Below are 13,307 nucleotides of genomic sequence, written 5' to 3'. Positions count from 1 at the left end.
GGGACGGGCATGGAAGACCAGTCGCAGGATGCGCGCTACGCGCCGCCGCAATCCCATGTGGAGGACGTGCTGCAACCGGGCCGGGCGCAGCCCGGAGAACTTGCATCGCGCGGCAGGCGCTTCCTGGCCGCGATGCTCGATGGCGGCATCTCCATCGCCGCGATCTGGCTCCTCGCGAAGTTCACGCCGATCAATCTCTGGGAAGACGACGGCCTCGGCCTCTGGGTGCCCCGGCCCGCCGATGCGGCCGCCGGCATCGTTCTCTACCTCGTGCTGCACGGCTACCTGCTGGTCACACGCGGCCAGACCATCGGCAAGGCGCTGTTCAGGATCCGCATTGCCCGGCCCGACGGAACGCAGGCGCCGATCGGCCGCATCCTCGGCCTGCGCGACAGCCCGATGTTCGTGATGAGCATCTGGCCGCTGCTCGGGCCGATCTACATGCTCGTCGACTGCCTCTTCATCTTCCGTGCATCGCGCCGCTGCCTGCACGACCAGATCGCCGACACCGTCGTGCTGCAGGCCTGAGCTGAGCGCCACGCCAGTGCGCCTCGACACGCTCTACACCGCCGAGACCCCGGAAGGCATTGCGCTCTCGCTGCGCCCGGCCGGCCTGGTCGCGCGCGGGCTGGCGTACCTCATCGACTTCGCGATCCGGCTCGGCATCTTCGTCGCGATCTCGATCACCGCCGGCATGCTGGGCAAGATGGGTGTCGGCATCCTGCTGATCAGCTACTTCTGCCTCGAGTGGCTCTACCCGGTGGTCTTCGAGCTCACGCGCGCCGCGGCCACGCCCGGCAAGCGCGCGATGGGGCTGCGCGTGGTGATGGACTCGGGCCTGCCGGTGACGCCCGCCGCCGCGCTGACCCGCAACCTGCTGCGCGCGGCCGACTTCGTGCCGTCCTTCTATGGCGCGGGCATCGTGTCGATGCTGTGGCGGCGCGACAGCAAGCGGCTGGGCGATCTTGCGGCCGGCACGCTGGTGGTGTTCAGCGACCAGGTGAGCCTGCATGGCAGCGTGCCCGCAGCCGAACCGCAGGCGCCCGCGCGGCCGTTGACGGCGCGCGAGCAGGTGGCCATCGTGTCGTGGGCCGGGCGCGCGACGCGCCTGACCCCGGAGCGCTTCGACGAACTCGCACGCGTCGCCGAACCGGTGCTGGGCCCCGACACTTCCGGCGCTTCCGCGTCGCAGCGCCTGCTCGGCGTGGCGCAGTGGGTGCTGGGCCGCCGCGCCGGCGCCGATGCGCGAGGAGCAGCAGAAGGAAGAGGGCCATGACGCCGATCGATTTCGAAGCCGCCTATGCGCCGCTGTGGGCCGAACTCGAAGCCGTCGTCCGCGTCGCGGAGACCCGACGCAAATTCGACGGCGCGCGGCTCGCCACGCTGTACCGCCGCGTGTGCGAGCACCTGGCGCTGGCGCAGGCGCGCGCCTACCCGATCCACCTCACGCAGCGGCTCGAGGGCTTGACGCAGAGCGCGCACCGGTTGATCTACCGGCAGCACGACTACGGCCTGGCACGCTTCGCCCGGCTGGCGCTGGTCGACTTTCCCGAGGCGGTGCGGGCGCACCGCGGCTACCTGCTGGTGTCGGCGCTGATGTTCGTGCTGCCCCTGTTGGCCGCCGGCTGGGCGGCCTATCGCGACCCCGGCTTCATCCTGCACCTGCTCGACGCCAGCGCCGTTCGGCAGTTCGATTCCATGTACGGCGATAGCGCCGAGTCGCTGGGCCGCACGCGCAATGCAAGCGACGACTGGCAGATGTTCGGCTTCTACGTGATGCACAACATCGGCATCGGCTTTCGCTGCTTCGCGGCCGGCATCTTCGCCGGCGTGGGCAGCGCCGCGGTGGTGGTGTTCAACGGCGTCCAGATCGGAGCGGTCGGCGGCTACCTGATCGCCTCGGGGCATGCCGGGAACTTCTGCTCCTTCGTGGTCACGCACTCGGCCTTCGAGCTCACGGCGATCGTGCTGGCCGGCGCGGCCGGCCTGCGGCTCGGCTATTCGTGGGTCGCGCCCGGAAGACACACGCGGCTCGAGGCCCTGCGGCTGGCCGCGCGCCATGCCGTGGTGATCGTCTACGGCGTCATCGGGCTGCTGCTGATCGCTGCCGCGGTCGAGGCTTTCTGGTCGTCGGCGCGCTGGATCGCGCCGGCCGTGAAGTACGGCGTGGGCGGCGCCTGTTGGGCACTGGTGCTGGCATACCTGGGCTGGCAAGGCCGGCCGCGCGCCGCTGCTGCTGCTGTCGCAAAGGCCGATGAACATGCAGGTTGACGGCCTCGCCATTGCACTGCGGCCGCGCCCCATGGCCGAGGCCGCCGACCTGGGCGTCCAGCTGGTGCGCAACCATGCGCGTTCGGTGTGGCGCACCTTCCTGCCGGTGTATGTGGTGACTGTGCTGCTGGCCTTGTGCACGTTCGAGATCGCCGGCTGGCTGCCCAGCCTGCTGATCTTCTGGCTCAAGCCCTGGTTCGACCGCAGCCTGCTGTTCGTTCATTCGCGCGCGGTGTTCGGGCAGGAGACGCGCTGGGCCGACCTGTGGCACAACCGCCGCGCCGTGTGGGGCGGGCAGCTGCTGCGCACGCTGGTGTGGCGGCGCTTCTCGCCCTGGCGCTCGTTCACCCAGTCGATCGAGCAGCTCGAAGGCCAGCGCGGCAGCGCCCGGCGCAAGCGGCGCACGCAGTTGCTGCGCGGGCGGCGCGGCGCGGCCACGGGAATGCAGCTGGTGCTCGCGAACGTGGAAATGTCGCTCGACATCTGCCTGCTGTCGCTGCTGTTCTGGTTTGCGCCGGAAGGCAGCGTGAGGGACCTGTTCGGCTGGCTCACGCAATCGGACAGTTCGCTGCAGAGCCTGCTGACCGCGGGGGCCTATGCGCTGGTCGTCGGCGTGCTGGAGCCGTTCTACGTGGCGGCGGGTTTCGCGATGTACCTCAACCGCCGGGTGGAACTCGAGGCCTGGGACATCGAACAGGAGTTCCGCCGTGGGTTCCTGTGACACCCCCAGGCTTCGCGCACTTCGTGTCGCTGCGCCTTCCCCCTTTCAGGGGGCGATGCCAGCGGCCCGGCAAAGCCGGTTCCGCGGTAGCCCTGGAAGAGGGTTGATCGTCGCATTGCTCGTGTTGTGGGGCGCAGGGGCGCTGCCGGCAGCCGTGGCCGCAACTGAGGCATCGCCGACGCGCGAGCAGGTGAAGGCTGCGGTCGACAAGGTGCGCGCCGATCCGAACATGCCCGGCACCAAAACCGAGAAGAAGCTCCGCTTCAAGGAACGGGACGACGAGGAAGACGAAGCCGAGAAGAAGTCCGATAGCCTCGACTGGCTGCGCGATTTCGTGAAGGCGGCGGCCGAAGGGGCGCGCTGGCTCGTGTGGGGGCTGGGCGCGCTGGCGCTGGCCTGGCTGGCGATTCGCCTTCACCGATGGATGCAGGTGCGTGCCGGCGGCGCGCGGCCCGGCAAGGCGCTGCTGCCCAGCCATGTCGGCAGCCTCGACATCCGGCCCGAAAGCCTGCCCGACGACATCGGCAATGCCGCCGCCGCGCTATGGCAGCGCGGCCAGCACAGGCCCGCGCTGTCGCTGCTGTACCGCGGTGCGCTGTCGCGCCTCGTGCATGCGCACGAAGTGCCGGTGCGGGCCGCGAGCACCGAGGGCGAATGCATGCAGCTCTCCGCGACCCGGCTGGCGCCTGACTCGCAGGCTTTCTTCGTGCGGCTGGTCGGGGCCTGGCAACTGGGGGCGTACGGCGGGCGGCTGCCTTCCACCGCACAGGTGCTGGCGGTCTGCAGCGAGTTCGACCTGCGCCTGCCCGCGACCGCGCCGGCCGGCAGTCCGAAAGGCGTGGCCGCATGAGCGCCTGGCTGGTCCGCATCGGCTCGGTGCTCGTGCTGGCACTGATCGGCTTCTGGCTGGTCTGGGCCACCGAATGGGCCGACACCGAGGTGCCGACACCCGCGAGCGGCGAGGCCAGGACGAATTCCTTCTATGCGGCGCAGGCGATGCTGCGCGAACTCGGCATGCAGGTGGTCAAGCGCGACGACCTGGACGCCATGCCCCCCACACAGGCACGGCTGGTGCTCGCCTCCGGCCACTGGGACATGTTCCCCGAGCGCGAGCGGCGCCTGCGCGAGTGGGTGGAGCAGGGCGGGCACCTCGTGATGCCCAGCCATCTGGTCGACAGCGACCTGCTGGAAAGCTGGATTCCGCTGGTCAAGGAAAAGCCGGCAGCGGCGGACGAGAAGAAAGAGAAAGAGCCACCCGTACCGAGGACGAGACTGCCCAGGTCGCCATTCGCCGAACCCGCCAGGGACGCGGATTGCCGTGCGGTGACCGAACCCGAGACCGTGCCCGCGAGCTTCGCCGGCGGCCGCGGCTTCCGGATCTGCACCTGGGCGTCCGCGGCGCGCTACCGGCCCGCCGACAAGCAGCAGCCGCCGCTGTGGGCGGTGGCGGGCAAGCGCGGCACCGAGGCGATCCGCGTTCAGGCCGGACGCGGGACCGTCACCGTGATGCCCCTGGGCCTGTGGCACAACGAGGGCCTGACACGCGCCGACAACGCGCTGCTCACCGCCGCCGCGGTGCAGGCGCGCAGCGGCGCCGAAGTCTGGTTCGTCGCCGAGGAAACGCGCGAACCCTTCCTGCGCTGGCTCTGGCACAAGGGCTGGGCGGCACTGATCGTGGGCATGCTCGCGCTGGCCGCCGCGCTCTGGCGCGCGGCCGTGCGCTTCGGGCCGCTGATGCCCTCGGTTGGCACGCACCGGCGCTCCATGGCCGAGCAGGTGCGCGGCACCGCCGGCTTCCTGCACATGCATGGCGCCGACGCGCTGCATGCGGCGCAACTGCGCGCGCTGCACGAGTCCGCCGGCCGCCAGCTGCGCGGCTACGCGCGCCGCGATGCGTCGGCACGCGCCGCGGCCATCGCCCAGGCCACCGGCCTGGAGCCCGCGATGCTCGTGCGGGCGATGGCCGCGCGAGCGCGCCATGCCGGCGCCATGTCGGTCGACCTGGAGGTGCTGGAAACCGCGCGCCGCCGGCTCGATGCCCACGGGCCGTTCATGCCTTCATCCGATTCTTCCTCCACATCCTGAACCGAGAGACGTCCATGCAAGCCATCCAACCCGAAGAACTCACGCGCGCGGCCCAGTGGCTGCAGACGCTGCGCGCCGAGGTCGGCCAGGCCGTGGTCGGCCAGATCGAGGCGGTCGACCAGACGCTGGTGGCGCTGGTCGCCTCGGGCCACGTGCTGATCGAAGGCGTGCCGGGGCTCGGCAAGACCCTGCTCGCGCGGGCCCTCGCACAGGCGATGACGCTGCGCTATGCGCGGGTGCAGTTCACCCCCGACCTGATGCCCTCCGACATCACGGGCCACGCGGTGCTCGACCTCGCCACGCGCGGCGAAAGCAGCCTCGGCACGCTGCGCGTGCACCAGGGGCCGGTGTTCACCAACCTCCTGCTGGCCGACGAAATCAACCGCGCGCCCGCCAAGACGCAGAGCGCGCTGCTCGAAGTCATGCAGGAGTACCAGGTCACGCTCGAAGGCACGGCCATGCCGCTGCCGAAGCCCTTCATGGTGATGGCCACGCAGAACCCGATCGACACCGAGGGCACCTACCCGCTGCCCGAGGCGCAGCTCGACCGTTTCCTGCTGAAGATCGACATCGGATTTCCGAGCCACGGCGAAGAGAACGCCATCGTGCAGCTGACCACGCGGCACCGCGCAGGCAACCAGTTTCCGCTCGAGGCCGTGCGCCCCTGCCTCGACGAGGCGCAGGTGCTCGAACTGCAGCGGCTGGCCTGCCTGGTGCAGGCCGACGAGCGCGTGATCGACTACGCGGTGCGCATCGCACGCGCCACGCGCGACTGGCCGGGCCTTTCCTCCGGCGCCGGGCCGCGCGGCGCCATGGCCCTGGTGCGCGCCGCCCGCGCCGCCGCGCTGATGGCCGGGCGCGACTTCATCACCCCCGATGACGTGGCGCGCCAGGCGCTGCCGGCGCTGCGGCACCGCGTGATGATCTCGCCCGACGCGCAGCTCGAAGGCCTGGGCGTCGACACCCTGCTGCGCGCCGCGCGCGACAGCGTGGAAGCCCCGAGGTTATGACACTCCCCCCCAGGCTTCGCGCACTTCGTGTCGCTTCGCCAACCCCCTGCCGGGGGCAACACCTGCGGCCCGGCGAAGCCGGTTCCGCGGTGTTTCCCGAAGGGGCGGTGCTCCGTTGATGCGCCTGCTGCCAATCCCCGCGCGCGCGGCCGTGCTGGCGCTGGCCGGCTTGGCCGTGGCCGCCTCGGTGGCATTGCTGCTGGGCGCGCCGGTGGGATACGTCGCCGCCGTGGCGGGCGCGCTGCTGGCGGCGGGGCTCGTGCTTGCGGGCGTCGACCTCTGGCACAGCCTGCGCCTTTGGCGCGCCGCGCCGCTGCGCATCGAGCGCAAGCTGCCCGGCGCGTTCTCGCTCGGCGTGCCCACGGTGCTCACGCTCACGCTGGTGAACGAAGGCGCGCGGGCCTGGCAGGTGTCGGTGTTCGACGAGCTCGACGCGCACTTCGCCTTCGAGGGCCTGCCGCAGACGGTCGCCGTGCCGGCGCTCTCGCACGTCGCACTGCGCTACACCGCCACCGCGACGCAGCGCGGCGTTGCGCAGTTCGGCGCCACCCAGCTGCGCTGGCGCACGCGCTTCGGCTGCTTCGACATGCGCCAGACGCTGGGCGAGCCGCGCCGGCTGCGCGTGTACCCCAACTTCGCCGCACTGGCGCGCTACGCCTGGCTGTCGGGCGACCGGCGGCTGGCGCAGATCGGCATCAAGACCTACGCGCAGCGCGGGCTCGGCACCGACTTCCGCCAGCTCGCCGACTACAAGACCGGCGATTCGCTGCGCCACATCGACTGGAAGGCCACGCAGCGCCAGCGCCGCCCGATCGTGCGCGAGTTCCAGGACGATCGCGACCAGTGCGTGCTGTTCCTGCTCGACTGCGGCCGCCGCATGCGTGCCGACGAAGGCGCGCTGGCGCAGCAGGCCGGCAGCCATTTCGACGAGGCGCTCAATGCGCTGATGCTGCTGAGCTACGTGGCGCTGAAGGAGGGCGACGAGGTCGGCGCCATGACCTTCGGCTGCCTTGCCGAGGAGCGGCGCGACTTCGCCCCGCGCAAGGGCACCGCCACCCTCAACGCGCTGATGAACCGGCTGCACGACATCCAGCCCGGCGCCACCCATTCGGACTACCTGCTGGCCGCGCAGGAACTGCTGCGCGTGCAGAGAAGGCGCGCGCTGGTCATCGTGCTGACCAATTTCCGCGACGAAGATTCCGCCGAACTGCGCCCCGCCATCAAGCTGCTGCGCCGCAAGCATCTCGTGCTGGTCGCGAGCCTGCGCGAGCGGGTGCTCGGGCGCATCGCCAATCAGCCGCTGGTGCATGCGCGCGACGCGGTCGACGTGGCCGCGGCGCACCTGTTCGAGCAGTCGCGCCGCGACGCCTTTGCGCGCGTGGTCGGCAACGATCCGCTGTCGGTCGACGTGGAACCGGCCGACCTTGCGGTGGCGTTGGTGAATCGCTATCACGCAGTCAAAAGGGCTGGCCTTTTGTAGGCACCCTTGTTCACAATGTTCGTTCAACAACAGAGGAGAAGCGCATGACAGAGATGGTGAATCCCTATGCCGCGCCGAGGGCGGAAGTGGCCGATGTGTATGGCGGCGAAGCCCGAGTGCAGCCCGTGAAGCTGTTGTCCTCCAAGGGGCGGATCGGGCGGCTGCGCTATCTGTCTTACAGCCTCGTGGGCTACTTGCTGTTCGCGATCGTGGTCGGCGTGATCGTTGCGATCTTCGCGAGCTCATTGAGTTCGACCCTCGCGTCGCTGTTGCCGCTGCTGATCGTCATTCCCTATTTCGTGTTCTTCACGCTGCTTTCGATCCAGCGCAGCCACGACATGGGATGGACCGGTTGGACCGTGCTGCTGTGCCTCATTCCGCTCGTGAGCCTGGTCTGGGTGTTCAACCCCGGTACGAAGGGCGTCAATCGCTTCGGCGCGCCGCCACCGCCGAACGGCGTCGGCGTCATCATCGGCGCCTTGCTTCTTCCCGTCATCGCGGCGATCGGCATCCTCGCGGCCATCGCGCTGCCGGCCTACCAGCAGTACACGGTCAAGGCCAAGGCCGCGCAGGCCGCCAAGCCCTAACGCACCAGCGTCGACTTGCCGAACAGGCTCTCGATGAGTTCGACCGCCACCTCGGCCGTCTGGTTGCGCACGTCGAGCGCGGGGTTCAGCTCCACCACGTCGAGCGAGCCCAGCCGTCCGGTGTCGGCGATCATTTCCATGCACAACTGCATCTCGCGGTAGGTTGGCCCGCCTCGCACGCCGGTGCCCACGCCGGGCGCGTCGGCCGGGTCGAGGCAGTCGAGGTCGAAGCTCACGTGCAGATGCGTGTCGTCGTCCACGTCCTGCAGCGCCTCGGTCATGGTCGTGCGCATGCCGTGCTCGTCGATGTGGCGCATGTCGAACACGCTCAGGCCCAGCGTGCGGATGGCCTCCTTCTCGTCGCTGTCGACGCTGCGGATGCCGATGAAGCGGATGGCGTCGTGGTGCAGCGCCGCGCGCTCGCCGCTCCAGCCCGTGAGCACCGCGGGCCCGTGGCCCAGCAGGCACGACACCGGCATGCCGTGCAGGTTGCCGCTGGGGCTCGTGGTCTCGGTGTTGACGTCGGAGTGCGCGTCGAGCCACAGCACGCGCAGCTTCTTGCCGCGCTTGCGCGCATGCCATGCCACCGCGCTGATGGAGCCGATGGCCAGGCAGTGGTCGCCGCCCATCATCAGCGGCACATGGCTGGCGCCCAGCGCGGTGTCGACGGCCGCGTACACCGAGCGGTTCCAGGCGATCACCTCGTCGAGATGGCGCAGCCCGTTGGCCGGCGGCGCCCACGGCGTGGCGGGGCCCGCGAGGTTGCCGCGGTCGACGACGACGTAGCCCTGCCGCGCCAGCGCTTCCGGCAGGCCCGCCACGCGCAGGGCGTCGGGGCCCATGCCGGCACCGCGCACGCTGGCGCCGACGTCGGTCGGCGCGCCGATCAGTTCGAGGGTGACGTTGGCGTTGCTCATTTCAACTCCTCAGGTGGTGCCACAGGTACGCATAGCCCAGCGCGTCCATGAAGGCGGACTCCTTGTTGTCCGCGGCCGCGCTGTGGCCGCCTTCCATGTTCTCGTAGAAGCTGCTGGCGTACCCCAGCGCGGACAGCTTTGCGTGCATCTTGCGCGCATGCACCGGGCCCACGCGGTCGTCGCGCGTGGAGGTGGTGAACAGCGCGGGCGGATAGGCCTGGCCCGGCTTCGCGTTCTCGTAGGGCGAGAAGGTCTTGATCCATTCCCATTCCTCGGGCTGGTCGGGGTCGCCGTATTCCGCGATCCACGAGGCGCCCGCCGACAGGTGCGTGTAGCGCCGCATGTCGAGCAGCGCCACCTCGCTCACGATGGCGCCGTAGAGCTGTGGATACAACGTGAGCATGTTGCCCATCAGCAGGCCGCCGTTGCTGCCGCCCATCGCGCCAAGGTGCGCGGGCGAGGTGATCCCGCGCGCGAACAGGTCTTGCGACACGGCCGCGAAGTCTTCGCAGGTGCGCAGCCGGTTTTCCTGCAGCGCGGCCTGGTGCCAGCGCGGGCCGTACTCGCCGCCACCGCGGATGTTGGCGATGACGTACACGCCGCCCTTGTCGAGCCACGCGCGGCCGATGCTGCCGCTGTAGCTCGGCTGCAATGAAATCTCGAAGCCGCCGTAGGCGTACTGCAGCGTGGGGTTGCGGCCGTTGGCCTGCAGGTCTTTCGCGGCGATCTCGAAGTAGGGCACGCGCGTGCCGTCCTTCGAGGTCGCGAAATGCTGGCTCACGCGATGGCGCGAGGCATCGAAGAAGGCGGGGCTGTCCTTCAGCACCTGGGGCTCGCCCTGTCCGATGGTGCCGATGTAGAGCGTGGTCGGCTGCAGGAAACCGCTCACCGTGAGGAAGTAGTCGTCGTTCTCGTCCTCGTCGATGCCGCCCGCGGCGATGGTCGAGAGCTCGGGCGCGCCGCCCAGGCTCTCGCGCTTCCATGGCCCCCTTCCGTCGGCGGGAGGCGTGAGCACCTCGAGGCGGTTCACCACGTCGTGCATCACGTTGACGATCAGGTGATGGCGCGTCCACGAGTGGCTGTCGAGCGCGGTGGTGTCGTCGGGCTCGAACAGCACCGTGAGCTCGCGCCGGCCGGCCATGTAGTCGTCGAACTTCGCAGCCAGCAGCGAGCCCGACCTGTAGGTGGCGCCGCCCACGGTCCAGTCGGTGCGCGGCTCGATCAGCATCCACTCGCGCGTGATCTCGGCCAGCGAGTCGTCGGGCACGTCGATCTTGGCGAGGGTGCCGTCGGCGCCGCGCAGCCAGGTCTCGCTCTCGTAGAAGTCGATCTGGCGCGAGACGAAGTCGCGCTCGAAGCCGGGCGTGTTGTCGCGGTAGGCGCTGATGGACATGTCCTCGTGCAGGCCTTCGTACACCGTGGCCGCGCTCGCGAGTGGCGTGCCGCGCCGCCACTCTTTCACGATGCGCGGATAGCTGGAGCTGGTCATCGAGCCGGGGCCGAAGTCGGTGGCCACGTAGAGCTGGTCGATGCCTTTCCATCCCACGTGGTTCTTGGCCTCGGGCAGCGAGAAGCCGCCTTCGACGAACTGCTTCGATTCGAGGTCGAACTCGCGCACCACGTCGGCATCGGCGCCACCGCGCGACAGCGAGACCAGGCAACGCTTGTAGTCGGGCTCCAGGCAGTCGGCGCCGTGCCAGACCCAGTTCTCCTTGTCGGCCGCGGCCAGCGCGTCGAGGTCGAGCACGCTCTCCCACGCGGGCTGCGGCTTGCGGTACTCGTCCAGCGTGGTGCGGCGCCACAGGCCCTTGGGGTGCTCCTTGTCGCGCCAGAAGTTGTAGAAGAAGGGACCGATCTTGCGCACCATCGGAATGCGGTCGTCCGAGTCGAGCACCTCGAGGATGCCCTGCTGGAGCGCCTCGAACGCGGGCGACTGCGCATAGGCCTGCACGGTGATCGCGTTCTGTTCGCGGGCCCAGGCGAGCTGCTTCTCGCCGTCGATGTCTTCGAGCCAGAGCTGCTCGTCTTGCGGATGCTGCGGGGGGAGGCTGGATGTCATGGCCTCAGTGTACGGAGCCCGTGTGAAAGAGGGCCTTGTGAGCAGTTGCCGCATGCCCGCCAGGCGCCCGACACTTTTTCGCTACTTCGGGCAAACCCCTGTCGCGCCGATGCCTTCCCCCCGGTGGAAACACTGAAGAACGCGGGGCCCACGAATGCAGTGCCCGCGCTATCCTGCTTAGGGTCTGTCATCAATCAAACGCCCTCGCGCTGGCCCCGCCATGCGGCGTTGCCCTTCACTTGCGTAGCGATGCTACGCGGCGTTCAGGGCGCCTTGCACTGCACCGCGCAGCAGGGGTTCGCGAGGGCGTTTGATTGATGACAGACCCTAGCGGCGCATGCCCCACCAAGGAGAGACAACACATGAAACACCTGAGCGGTCTTGATGCCACCTTCCTGCACATGGAAACGCCGGAAATGCCGATGCACGTGGGCTCCCTGAACGTGCTCGACCTGCCCAAGGGCTACAAGGGCGACTTCTACGAAGACGCCAAGAGCTTCATGGCCAGCCGCATCCACCTGGCCGACGTGTTCACGCGCAAGCTCGCGCTGATGCCCTTCGACATGAGCAACCCGGTGTGGGTCGAGGACGACGACATCGACCTCGACTACCACGTGCGCCACATCACGCTGCCCAAGCCCGGCACCAACCGCCAGCTGCAGCAGTACGTGGCGCGGCTGCATTCCTCGCTCATCGACCGCAGCCGGCCGATGTGGGAGTTCTACATCATCGACGGCCTCAAGAGCGGGCAGGTGGCGCTCTACACCAAGGTGCACCACGCGGGCATCGACGGGCAGGCCGGCGTGGAAGTGGGCAAGGCCATCTTCGACCTCGAGGCCACCGGCCGCGTGGTGAAGCCGCCGCGTTCGCGCCCGCGCGGCAGCGGCTACCAGCTGGGCATGGCGGAGCTTGCGACCGCGGCGCTGCGCAACACCGCGCAGCAGTACGTGAAGCTCTTCAAGATGGCGCCGGCCATCGCGCGTGCCATCGGCGGGCTGGCCAAGCCCGACGAGAAGGCGGCCGAGAAGGACACGGCCGCCGCGCCGAAGAAGTTCAACCTCTTCGCGCCGCGAACCTCGCTCAACGTGTCGATCACCAACCAGCGCACCTTCGCCGGGCGCACCATCTCGCTGGCCGAGACCAAGTACATCGCCAAGCACTTCGGCGTGTCGCTCAACGACGTGGTCATGGCCACCGTGTCCGGCGCCCTGCGCCACTACCTGGCCGACAACAACGAACTGCCGGCCAAGCCGCTGGTGGCCGGCGTGCCGGTCAGCCTGCGCGAGGCCGGCGACCAGACGGCCAACAACCAGGCCAGCATGATCCTCGTGAGCCTGGCCACCGACATCACCGACCCGGTGCAGCGGCTGAAGGCGATCAACGCGTCGTCGACCTCGTCGAAGTCGACCATGAACCGCTTCAAGGCGGTGATCCTCGACGATTTCCCGACCTTCGCCGCGCCCTGGCTGATGTCGGGCATTGCCTCGATGGTGGGGCGCTCTGGCATCGTCAACCTGCTGCCGCCGGCGGCCAACGTGGCCATCTCGAACGTGGCCGGGGCGCCGTTCCCGATGTACTTCGCGGGCGCGCTCGTCACCTGCTACTACCCGGTGTCGATCGCCAGCCACGGCACGGCGCTCAACGTGACGGTGCAGAGCTACAACGGCCGCATGGACTACGGCCTGATCGCCTGCCGCCGCGCGGTACCCGACATCACCGAGATCGGCGACTACATGCTGGCCGAGCACAAGCTGCTGATGGAGCTGACGCAGAAGCATCCGGCGGCCACCGGTGCGGCGCCCGCGCCGGTGCCGGCGAAGATGGCCGAAGACCCGTCGGACGAGGCCGCGCCCACGCCCGCGCCCGTTGCCGCGAAGAAGAAGCCTGCCGCGCGCAAGAAGGCGCCGCCGGTCAAGGCCGTGGCCAGGAAGGCTCCCGTGAAGGCTGCCGTGAAGAAGGCGCCCATCAAGGTCGCGCCCAAGCCACCGGCCCGCAAGGCCGCTCCGGCCAAACGCTCCGGCACCCCCCGGGCCGCTGCGGCATGATCGGCGCACGGGGCCCTGCGGCCTGCTGAAAATTGGGGCAGTTGGACTAGTTTTCCGACCGTTCTAGTTTTTCAGGCCTAGGCTCCGCGGAAGAAGATAGGCCCATCGCGACAGACACACCCGTTTCCTTCG

12 protein-coding genes are annotated in these 13,307 nt (G+C 69.4%); 10 read left to right on the top strand and 2 right to left on the bottom strand.

The window, feature by feature from the left end; genetic code table 11:
* Positions 1–9 precede the first annotated feature (9 nt).
* From ACEN9N_RS21730 to ACEN9N_RS21690, 9 genes are all read left to right on the top strand, one after another.
* A complete protein-coding gene (locus ACEN9N_RS21730) occupies positions 10–528 on the top strand; it encodes an RDD family protein (protein ID WP_007833288.1) in 519 nt (172 codons plus the stop codon).
* A gap of 16 nt (positions 529–544) precedes the next feature.
* Positions 545–1,276, top strand: coding sequence for an RDD family protein (locus tag ACEN9N_RS21725; protein WP_413313248.1), 732 nt, complete (start codon positions 545–547; stop codon positions 1,274–1,276).
* Positions 1,273–2,271: a stage II sporulation protein M gene (locus tag ACEN9N_RS21720; protein WP_495654502.1), complete on the top strand. Its 999-nt coding sequence runs from the start codon at positions 1,273–1,275 to the stop codon at positions 2,269–2,271. The genes ACEN9N_RS21725 and ACEN9N_RS21720 overlap by 4 nt, the downstream gene beginning before the upstream one ends.
* Positions 2,255–2,992: a hypothetical protein gene (locus tag ACEN9N_RS21715; protein ID WP_495654501.1), complete on the top strand. Its 738-nt coding sequence runs from the start codon at positions 2,255–2,257 to the stop codon at positions 2,990–2,992. Before ACEN9N_RS21720 ends, ACEN9N_RS21715 begins: the two co-directional genes overlap by 17 nt.
* Before the next feature lie 103 nt (positions 2,993–3,095).
* Positions 3,096–3,842, top strand: a complete 747-nt coding sequence (locus ACEN9N_RS21710; protein WP_413313243.1) for a DUF4129 domain-containing protein — start codon at positions 3,096–3,098, stop codon at positions 3,840–3,842.
* Positions 3,839–5,077, top strand: coding sequence for a DUF4350 domain-containing protein (locus ACEN9N_RS21705; protein ID WP_495654500.1), 1,239 nt, complete (start codon positions 3,839–3,841; stop codon positions 5,075–5,077). Before ACEN9N_RS21710 ends, ACEN9N_RS21705 begins: the two co-directional genes overlap by 4 nt.
* Positions 5,078–5,091: 14 nt before the next feature.
* Positions 5,092–6,087 carry an AAA family ATPase gene (locus ACEN9N_RS21700; protein ID WP_007833282.1) on the top strand — a complete coding sequence of 332 codons (996 nt, stop codon included), beginning with the start codon at positions 5,092–5,094 and terminating at the stop codon, positions 6,085–6,087.
* A gap of 118 nt (positions 6,088–6,205) precedes the next feature.
* Positions 6,206–7,567 carry a DUF58 domain-containing protein gene (locus ACEN9N_RS21695; protein WP_495654499.1) on the top strand — a complete coding sequence of 454 codons (1,362 nt, stop codon included), beginning with the start codon at positions 6,206–6,208 and terminating at the stop codon, positions 7,565–7,567.
* 44 nt (positions 7,568–7,611) lie between these two features.
* On the top strand, positions 7,612–8,154 hold the full coding sequence (locus tag ACEN9N_RS21690) for a DUF805 domain-containing protein (protein ID WP_495654498.1): 543 nt from the start codon (positions 7,612–7,614) through the stop codon (positions 8,152–8,154).
* Here ACEN9N_RS21690 and rocF read toward each other — a convergent pair.
* Both rocF and ACEN9N_RS21680 read right to left on the bottom strand, forming a co-directional pair.
* Complete coding sequence (gene rocF / locus ACEN9N_RS21685; RefSeq protein WP_413313236.1) at positions 8,151–9,071, bottom strand: arginase; 921 nt, start codon at positions 9,069–9,071, stop codon at positions 8,151–8,153. The genes ACEN9N_RS21690 and rocF overlap by 4 nt on opposite strands.
* A 1-nt stretch (position 9,072) precedes the next feature.
* Positions 9,073–11,130, bottom strand: a complete 2,058-nt coding sequence (locus ACEN9N_RS21680; RefSeq protein WP_495654497.1) for a prolyl oligopeptidase family serine peptidase — start codon at positions 11,128–11,130, stop codon at positions 9,073–9,075.
* 362 nt (positions 11,131–11,492) lie between these two features.
* Here ACEN9N_RS21680 and ACEN9N_RS21675 point away from each other — a divergent pair, with 362 nt between their 5' ends.
* The gene (locus ACEN9N_RS21675; RefSeq protein WP_495654496.1) at positions 11,493–13,175 is read left to right on the top strand and encodes a WS/DGAT/MGAT family O-acyltransferase; all 1,683 of its coding nucleotides are present in this window, start codon (positions 11,493–11,495) and stop codon (positions 13,173–13,175) included.
* Positions 13,176–13,307 lie beyond the last annotated feature (132 nt).

The organism is Variovorax sp. Varisp46, from assembly GCF_059491885.1.
Note: the sequence above shows the minus strand (reverse complement) of the source record. Positions and strands in the feature narration are given on the sequence as shown.

Bases quoted from the DNA above. Each gene is read 5' to 3' on its own strand.
- ACEN9N_RS21705 (WP_495654500.1), top strand. From the start codon at position 3,839: ATGAGCGCCTGGCTGGTCCGCATCGGCTCGGTGCTCGTGCTGGCACTG.
- ACEN9N_RS21680 (WP_495654497.1), bottom strand. From the start codon at position 11,130: ATGACATCCAGCCTCCCCCCGCAGCATCCGCAAGACGAGCAGCTCTGG.
- ACEN9N_RS21720 (WP_495654502.1), top strand. From the start codon at position 1,273: ATGACGCCGATCGATTTCGAAGCCGCCTATGCGCCGCTGTGGGCCGAA.
- rocF (WP_413313236.1), bottom strand. From the start codon at position 9,071: ATGAGCAACGCCAACGTCACCCTCGAACTGATCGGCGCGCCGACCGAC.
- ACEN9N_RS21700 (WP_007833282.1), top strand. From the start codon at position 5,092: ATGCAAGCCATCCAACCCGAAGAACTCACGCGCGCGGCCCAGTGGCTG.
- ACEN9N_RS21695 (WP_495654499.1), top strand. From the start codon at position 6,206: ATGCGCCTGCTGCCAATCCCCGCGCGCGCGGCCGTGCTGGCGCTGGCC.
- ACEN9N_RS21690 (WP_495654498.1), top strand. From the start codon at position 7,612: ATGACAGAGATGGTGAATCCCTATGCCGCGCCGAGGGCGGAAGTGGCC.
- ACEN9N_RS21715 (WP_495654501.1), top strand. From the start codon at position 2,255: ATGAACATGCAGGTTGACGGCCTCGCCATTGCACTGCGGCCGCGCCCC.
- ACEN9N_RS21675 (WP_495654496.1), top strand. From the start codon at position 11,493: ATGAAACACCTGAGCGGTCTTGATGCCACCTTCCTGCACATGGAAACG.
- ACEN9N_RS21730 (WP_007833288.1), top strand. From the start codon at position 10: ATGGAAGACCAGTCGCAGGATGCGCGCTACGCGCCGCCGCAATCCCAT.